Annotated in this window: 6 protein-coding genes; all 6 read right to left on the bottom strand. The window is 71.7% G+C overall.

Features of this window, described 5'->3' with window-relative positions; genetic code table 11:
* Positions 1-67 precede the first annotated feature (67 nt).
* The gene (locus Air01nite_RS40150; RefSeq protein ID WP_203708687.1) at positions 68-952 is read right to left on the bottom strand and encodes a replication-relaxation family protein; all 885 of its coding nucleotides are present in this window, start codon (positions 950-952) and stop codon (positions 68-70) included.
* Positions 953-1,833: 881 nt separating this feature from the next.
* Positions 1,834-2,121 (bottom strand): hypothetical protein, encoded by a 288-nt coding sequence (locus Air01nite_RS42030; RefSeq protein WP_373310577.1) that lies wholly within the window; start codon positions 2,119-2,121, stop codon positions 1,834-1,836.
* A gap of 319 nt (positions 2,122-2,440) precedes the next feature.
* Positions 2,441-3,907 (bottom strand): hypothetical protein, encoded by a 1,467-nt coding sequence (locus tag Air01nite_RS40140; protein ID WP_203708684.1) that lies wholly within the window; start codon positions 3,905-3,907, stop codon positions 2,441-2,443.
* Positions 3,904-5,220: a tetratricopeptide repeat protein gene (locus Air01nite_RS40135; RefSeq protein ID WP_203708683.1), complete on the bottom strand. Its 1,317-nt coding sequence runs from the start codon at positions 5,218-5,220 to the stop codon at positions 3,904-3,906. Before Air01nite_RS40135 ends, Air01nite_RS40140 begins: the two co-directional genes overlap by 4 nt.
* Positions 5,217-5,885 carry a class F sortase gene (locus Air01nite_RS40130; protein WP_203708680.1) on the bottom strand — a complete coding sequence of 223 codons (669 nt, stop codon included), beginning with the start codon at positions 5,883-5,885 and terminating at the stop codon, positions 5,217-5,219. The genes Air01nite_RS40135 and Air01nite_RS40130 overlap by 4 nt, the downstream gene beginning before the upstream one ends.
* Before the next feature lie 84 nt (positions 5,886-5,969).
* Positions 5,970-7,008: DUF4331 domain-containing protein (locus tag Air01nite_RS40125; protein WP_203708678.1), on the bottom strand; the 1,039-nt coding region annotated here is incomplete at its 5' end.

The following is a 7,008-nucleotide window of genomic DNA, read 5'->3' as shown; positions in this document are numbered from 1 at the left end:
GCACGTCGACCTAACTGTTGGGTGACTGTTCCGAAAGTGACCAGGCGTTGTCAGCGAACGTATCGGGTCACTGGAGGATGTCGGCCTCGCCGTCGCATGGGAGCTCGGAGAGGCGGAGCCGGTCGCCGGCGCGGCTGTGGAGCCACCAGACGGCCTCTGCCGGGCCGAGACCCCGCATGTTGAGGTGATCGGCCGCCATTGTCGCGATGACGGCCTTGAGCGTGAGTCCGGCCAGGAGGTTGTGGAGGTTCATCTCCCGGCGGCTGGTTGGTAGGCGGATCAGGACCGGCCAGCGCCAGGGCACGAGGTCGGCGAGGTGTTCGTAGCCGGCGACTTTGCGGGCCAGGACGGTCAGGCTCTCGGTGCCGCGGTCGTACTCGAGGAAGAACGGCACCGACCGGTCGTGTTCGGTCCAGACGCCGTGCCCGTCCGGGCGGGGCATGCCGCCTCGGATCGCGACGTTGGGGTTGGCGCCTTCGGTGAAGTACACCCCGGAGTGTTGGAATGCCGATGCTGGCCACCAGCGGTCCAGGCTGGTGCCGGGGTAGAGGCGTTCGTGGGCGGCTAGGGCGGTGAAGAATCCGCCGGTGCCCAGCAGGTGTGGCAGGTTCGCCCGGGAGGTCAGCCGGTGCAGCCGCTGTCGTGCTTCGTTGCGTCTAGGGAGCGGGTCGCCGCGTTGTGCGGCCGTGACCTCGATCCCGAGCTGGTCGAGCAGGTAGTGGTAGGGGAACGTGCCGCCGGCGGCTCGTTGTGGGCGGAAGCGGGTCAGGACGCCGAGCCTTGTCAGTTTCAGCAGCCGCCGCTGGCCGTAGTTGCGGGACGGGAATAGGGCTGTGGTGATCTGATCGGTGGTCAGCAGGCCGTGGCCGTAGAGCCAACCGAGCAGGCGTAGGTCCCGGTTGGTCAGTGCCGCTTGTGCCCGCAGCAGGCGGGCGTCGTCGCGTCTCGTCATAGGCGCACCTTTCTTAGGTAGATATCCCCCCGGGGAGAGTCCCTAGAGGGAGACTCTTTCTGGACACGGTCGCGGTCGGTGTTGGGTGCGTTGACCAGCGCTGTTAGGCGTTGGTGGGGGTCCATGTGGGGGTCCGGATCAAGACGGACACCGACACCGCCACCCACACGGACCCTCGGACGGACAGCCACACCGCCGCCACGTGAGAGCGGCCGGTGTGGGAACAGAGTTGGACTCGCGTACATGACAGAAACCCCTTCGGCCAACTGGGCTGAGGACGGCTCGCCGTGTTGATCGCGGCGAGCGAACACAAGGGGTGCCCCTCGTTGCGGACAAGGGGCAGCGCGCGGCAGGCCGGCCGAGCCGCGCGGTATCGGCCGAACCGCCGCGTACTGGCGTGCGCTGCGATGGTGGTTCCCTGTGGAGTTGTCAAAGGGCGAGCCGGCCCGGCGTACCGGGCGGCAGGGTTCAAGGCCGCGAGCCATCGCCACACCACCAAGCGGGCTGGGTGGCGTGGGGCACGGTTCGATATGGCCGCGAGGAGCAGGGGTGCCGACACCGCGGGATACGACGCTGCGGGCAGGATGGCGTGTCGCGCTCACAGCGCACACACGCGACACCACCCTGCCGAAACATCGCATCCGATGTGCCGGACACCGGGGCTCAACTCACCGGCGTGGGTACCTGATTGGGGGTCTGCCCGATCGCCGGAGCCGCCCGATGCCAACCAGCCGTACAAGATCCTCAGGCCCGTGAACCTGCTTGCGCACTTAAGCACCGCTCTGGCACGAACCCCAGCGGACCGAACGACCAGCCACACGGGATGTTCCATCTAGGAACGCAAGATCGACAGGATAACCGCAAGGCATTTCAAGGGGTCTTCAGATAGCGAACAACTCCAGGGGGCGGTGTTCGTGTATCCACAGGCCGCCAACCGCGTGGGATAACAACCCCTTAGTGCGAAGACTCAGGCCGTCGCTCACTCGTGAGCGGGCACGTACTCGCGGCCGCTCGCATGAGGTCGGGAGGGCCTCCTGGAGCAGCAGGAGCCCGGCCGTGTTCCCGCGACCGGCTGAACCCAACGACCCCGCGTCCAGCGGCGCGAGCGCAAACAGACACCCGCCGTGCCCCGAGCCGGTCAACTTCGCCCCGTACGCGCCGGCCGCCAGTCAACGGCTGACGCACTGGTCGATCAGGTCGGTGGAGCAGCGCACCAAGGTCCCGCAGCAACGTCTGTCCCTCGTTGAGCAGGACACCGACCCCGCCCGGGTCCGGCATCGCCGCCCGCAGTTCACCCGTCATCTCGCCCACCAGCCCGGTAGCCGCGCTCGCGGGCTTCGGCGTGGTAAGCGGCCCATGCCACGCTCGTGGCTTGCGGGATCACCCCTTCCGCGAACCGCATCAACGCCGCCGCTGTCGCCACCGTCAACGCGACGCTGCTGGCGGCAACGTCCGAGGGGCGCAGCCCTTCCCGCGACAGACCATCGATTACATGAGCGGTGGGGCCGCGCGGATGACCAGGACTAGTCCGACCAGGAGGACGAGGACCGCGGTGATTCGGGGGGTGAGGGTGGCCGCCCGGCCGGAGATGGTGTCGATGCGGTGGGCGAGTCGGTCGTGGACGTGGACCAGGAGGAGGCCCGTCGCGGTGAGGACGGCGGCCATGCCCACGCCGTAGGCCACGACGAGGAGCACACCGAACCAGGTGCGGCCGAGGGCGATCGCGCTGAGCAGCACGATGAGTGCGGAGGGGCTGGGCACCAGTCCCCCGGCCACACCGAGGCCGACGAGTCCGCGCCGCCCCATCGGCCGATGATGGTCATGGGACCCGTGCTCGTGGTGGTTCTGGTGATGGCCGGCGTGGTCGTGGCCGTGTGCGCCCACCGTTGCGAGGACCGGCGCCACGGCCGCGGCGGCCGGTCGGTTCATCGCGGATCGCAGCAGCGCCGCGCCGACCGCGGCGATGACGAGTCCGCTGAGGAGGCCGAGCCAGCCGAGCACGGCCTCACCGGCGACCGACGTGGCGACGGTGAGCAGGAGGCCGAGGACGAGCACGCCGCCGGTGTGCGTGGCCGTGACGGTCGCGCCGACGGTGAACGCGTCCCGGTAGGAGCCCCGCCGGCCCGCGATGTAGGCGGCGATGACGGTCTTTCCGTGTCCGGGCAGCAGGGCGTGTCCGGCACCGAGGACCAGCGCGAGGGCGATCGCGAGCAGGCCGGCCAGCGGGGTGAGGTGGTCGGCGCCGGTCAGCGTGTTGAGGCGGTTGCTCAGGCCGGCGAGCGCGCGGGTGACCGGGCCGGCCTCGGCGACGGCCGCCGCGGCGGCGGCGCCGTGCGCGGTGCCGTCCGCGGTGGTCCGCAGGGTCACCGCCCGTTGGTCCAGGGGCGAGGCGAGCAGGTCGTCCGGGTACGAGCGCAGCGCGTCGGAGACGCTGGTGGCGGGGACCGGCGGGTCCTGCAGCCCGACCCCGGCACCGGTCGCGGTGATCTCGTGCCAGCCGATCCGGTCGGTGCGGTGTGCGTCGGTGAACCGGACGGTCGCGGCGCCGTGCAGGTCCGCGGCGGCGCTCAGGCGGCACTCGGTGCGGGCGGTCGGCAGGTTGGCCGCGCCGGGCCGGTACTCGAAGGTGCTGCCGTCCACCTGCCAGGCCAGCGGGTGGCCGTCGACCTCGAGGCGGAGGTCGCCGGCCAGGGCCGCGCAGGTTCGCCGCGCGTGGTCGGCGAGCTCGCGGGCGTCGGCGACGCCGTCGCCGGAGCGGTCGACCTCGCCGCGCTGCTGCAGCGTCGGGATCTCGGCCTCGTCGATGACGGCGGCGTCCTCGATCCGGTCGGGCAGCAGCCGGAGAGCGTGGAAATGGTTGACGGTGAAGTTGCCCAGGGGGTGGGCGCCGGCCGGCGCTGGTGTCAGCAGCAGCGCCGCGGCGGCGACGGCCAGGACCGCCAGCAGACGCCTCACGCCGGGCCGCCCAGGGTGTCCAGCAGCGTCCGGGCCGCTGGGGCTTGCAGCGGATCGAAGTGCGGGTTGATCGCCATCGCCGTCGTCAGGTCCGCCCGTGCCTTCTCGCGGTCGCCGAGCGCGGCGAGGATCGCTCCCCGGTGGTAGTAGAGGGCGGCGTTGCGCCACCCGAGGTTGACGGCGGCGTCGGCGTGGGGCAGCGCCTCTTCGTCGCGGCCGTTGCGGTGCAGCGCCCAGGCCAGGGTGTCCGCTGCGAGGGCGTTCGGCCGCGCCGCGAACTCGGCCCGGGCGTCGGTCAGCGCGTCGACGGGCTGGTCGTGGTCGGCGGCGAACCGGGCGGCGGTCAGCTTGTCGACGACCCCGTTCGCGGCGAACAGGGCCTGCGCGGCGGCGAGCAGGTCGTACTGCTGGCGGGCCTGGTCCGGCCGGCCGGCCGCGGCGAGGACGTCGCCGTACTCGGCCAACAGCTCGGGCAGCGGCAGCGCCTGGGTGACGCGGGCGTAGTCGGCCAGGGCGGGCTCGGTGCGCCCGAGCGCGAACGCGGCCTTGCCCCGGCCGGCGTAGGCGAGCTGGTAGCTCGCGTCGGCCGCGATCGCCCGGTCGTACTCGGTGAGCGCGCCGGCCGGGTCACCGGCGTTGAACGCCAGCTCGCCGAGGTAGTAGCGGCAGAAGGCGACGTCGGCCGGCGCGGCCGCGTCGTCTAGGGCCCGCTGCAGCGCGTACTTCGCGCGCGGCACGTCGCCGCGCAGCTCAAGGTCGTACGAGGCGCGGGCGAACGCGGAGATGCCGGGCTCGACGTCGAGCATCCGCTGCACGGCGTCGCGCGCTTCCTGGTAGGACCCGAGCTGGGTCAGCGCGTCGACGATCACGCCCTGTGCGCTGCCCGCCAAGGCGTTGAGCTTCTCCGCCTTACGGCCCCAGTCCAGGGCGGCAGGGAAATCGTGACGCGCGTTGGCCAGCGCACCCATCCCGACCAGGGCCTGCCAGTTCGTCGCCGACTCCAGCTCCAACGACCGCCGCAGCGCGCCCTCGGCCTTGGGATAGAACGCCGGGTTGCCGGTCACCCGGGCCTGCTGCACGTACGCCGAGCCGAGCGCGGCCCACGTCGACCAGTCCTTGGGCACCGCCTTGAGCCGCCGCTGTGCCGCGTCGATCGAGGCCGCCAGCGTCGCGCCGCCGGCGTGCGCGTCGACGGGCCCCGACACCGGCCCGGCCGGCTCGGGTTCGCCGCCGCCGCGCACGAAGACGGTGCCGACGGCGAGCACCACGCCGGCCAGGACGACCACCGCCGGCACCCAGTGCCGGGCCCTCACCGGGCACCTCCGTCGAGGGTGGCGTATACGACGAGGTTGTCGGTGTAGCTGCGTTGGTTGCGGTCGAAGTCGCCGGAGCAGGTGATCAGGCGCAGCTCGGCACGGTCGGTGGGTGCGTAGACCTCGGCCGCGGGGAACGCCGTCTTGGAGTAGTCCGCCATCCGGTAGACCGCGAACGTGTGGACGACGCCGTCGATGCCGGTGACCGCGATCGTGCTGCCTTTTTTGAGCTCGTGGAGGCGGTAGAACACCGCCGGCCCGGTGGACGAGTCGACATGCCCTGCGATGACGGCCGGGGGTCCACCGACCTCGCCGGGGCTCGGGCCGCCCGCGTACCAGCCGGCGACCTCGTAGTCGGACGGTACTTCGAGGGTGCCGTCGGGTTCGCGGACCACGTCGACCAGCACGCTGTCGACCTCGATCGTGGGGATGCGCAGCCGCGCCGGTTGGGCGGCGGACGTGGCGCTCACGGCACTGTGTTCGCCCCCCGGCGGCGCCTGCGGCGCGTCTTTTGTTGTGGCGGTCAGGGCCCACGTCGCGGTGACGGCGACCGCCGTGGTGACCAGGGCCGCGACCGCTGTCGCACCGGCCGCCAGCAGGGCGCCGCGGCGATCAGCGAGGCCGCCCGCCGCGCTGCGCCACCACCACGTCGATCGACCGGCCATCGTCTTCCCCTTGCTCTCGCCCGTGGCAGATGAATGAGACGTGTGGGTGCGGCGCGACCCGTCGGCCGCGCCGCACCCTCGTGGTCAGCGCAGGCCGGTGCCCGGACCGCCGGTGATCCACGTGTTGCGGCGACGTGCGAGCACGAAGCCCGCGACGAGGAACGCGGCCGCGCCGAAGCCGGCGCCGACCCGTGTCCAGTCGCCGCCGGCGGTGCCGCCGGCGCCACCGGGAACGCCGCCGTTGGGCATGCCGCCGGCGTCGATCTGGTTGACCGCCACGTTGCTGGGCAGCGCGAGGTACGGGAACGTGTTGCCGAACGGCACGTTGTTGACGTTGACCTTGTCGCCCGCGGCCAGCGCCGGCACCAGTTGCCCGGTCTGCGCCGCACCCTCGAACGCCTGCAACGAGATGTCCACGACGTCGTCGGTCAGGCGCCGGCCGTTCGGGAACCCCTGGTTGTCACCGGCCAGCACGCCCAGCCGGTTGGGGTTCGCGGTCACCGGCACGCTCATGTTCAGCCGCAGCTCCTCGGCCGGCACGAACTTGCTGGGGTCGACGTCCCCGTTGAGGATCTGCGAGTTGAGGTCCGCCTGGATCGGAGGCGTCGACCCGTCGAGCGTCGGAGCCTTCTTCGCGATGCCCGTCAGGTAGATCTCGACCAGGTCGTTGCGCGGCGTCGCCGGTGCCGGGATGCCGTAGATCGCCTGGATCACCTGGGGCAGCTCCGGGTTGGTCACCCGCGCGACCAGCTTCGGGTTCTTCGCGTCGTCGGCCGGGGTGCTGGCGTTGAACGCGTCCTTCTGGTTCGCCGCCGGCACCAGCTCGTTGACCAGCGGGTTGCCCAGCCGGGACACCTGCACCTGGTGGTCGCCGGCCTTGGGGTCCACGACGTTCATGGAGTCCTTGGACGTGGCGCTCCAGATCCCGATCACCGGGTTCCTGGTCGCGTCGCCGTTGAGCGCCAGCGCCGACTTGGGCACCTGCAGCGCGACCGACTGCACGTTGTAGCCCGCCAGGGTGTCCTGCCCGCGCTCGGACAGGTTGCCGCCGTAGATCAGGTCGAACACCCGCAGGTCCAGGAAGAAGGGATCCTCTGCCTGGCCGACATAGCTGAGCCCGCCG

This window comes from Asanoa iriomotensis, assembly GCF_016862515.1.
Lineage (GTDB): Bacteria > Actinomycetota > Actinomycetes > Mycobacteriales > Micromonosporaceae > Asanoa > Asanoa iriomotensis.
Note: the sequence above shows the minus strand (reverse complement) of the source record. Positions and strands in the feature narration are given on the sequence as shown.

Bases quoted from the DNA above. Each gene is read 5' to 3' on its own strand.
- Air01nite_RS40150 (WP_203708687.1), bottom strand. From the start codon at position 952: ATGACGAGACGCGACGACGCCCGCCTGCTGCGGGCACAAGCGGCACTG.
- Air01nite_RS40130 (WP_203708680.1), bottom strand. From the start codon at position 5,885: ATGGCCGGTCGATCGACGTGGTGGTGGCGCAGCGCGGCGGGCGGCCTC.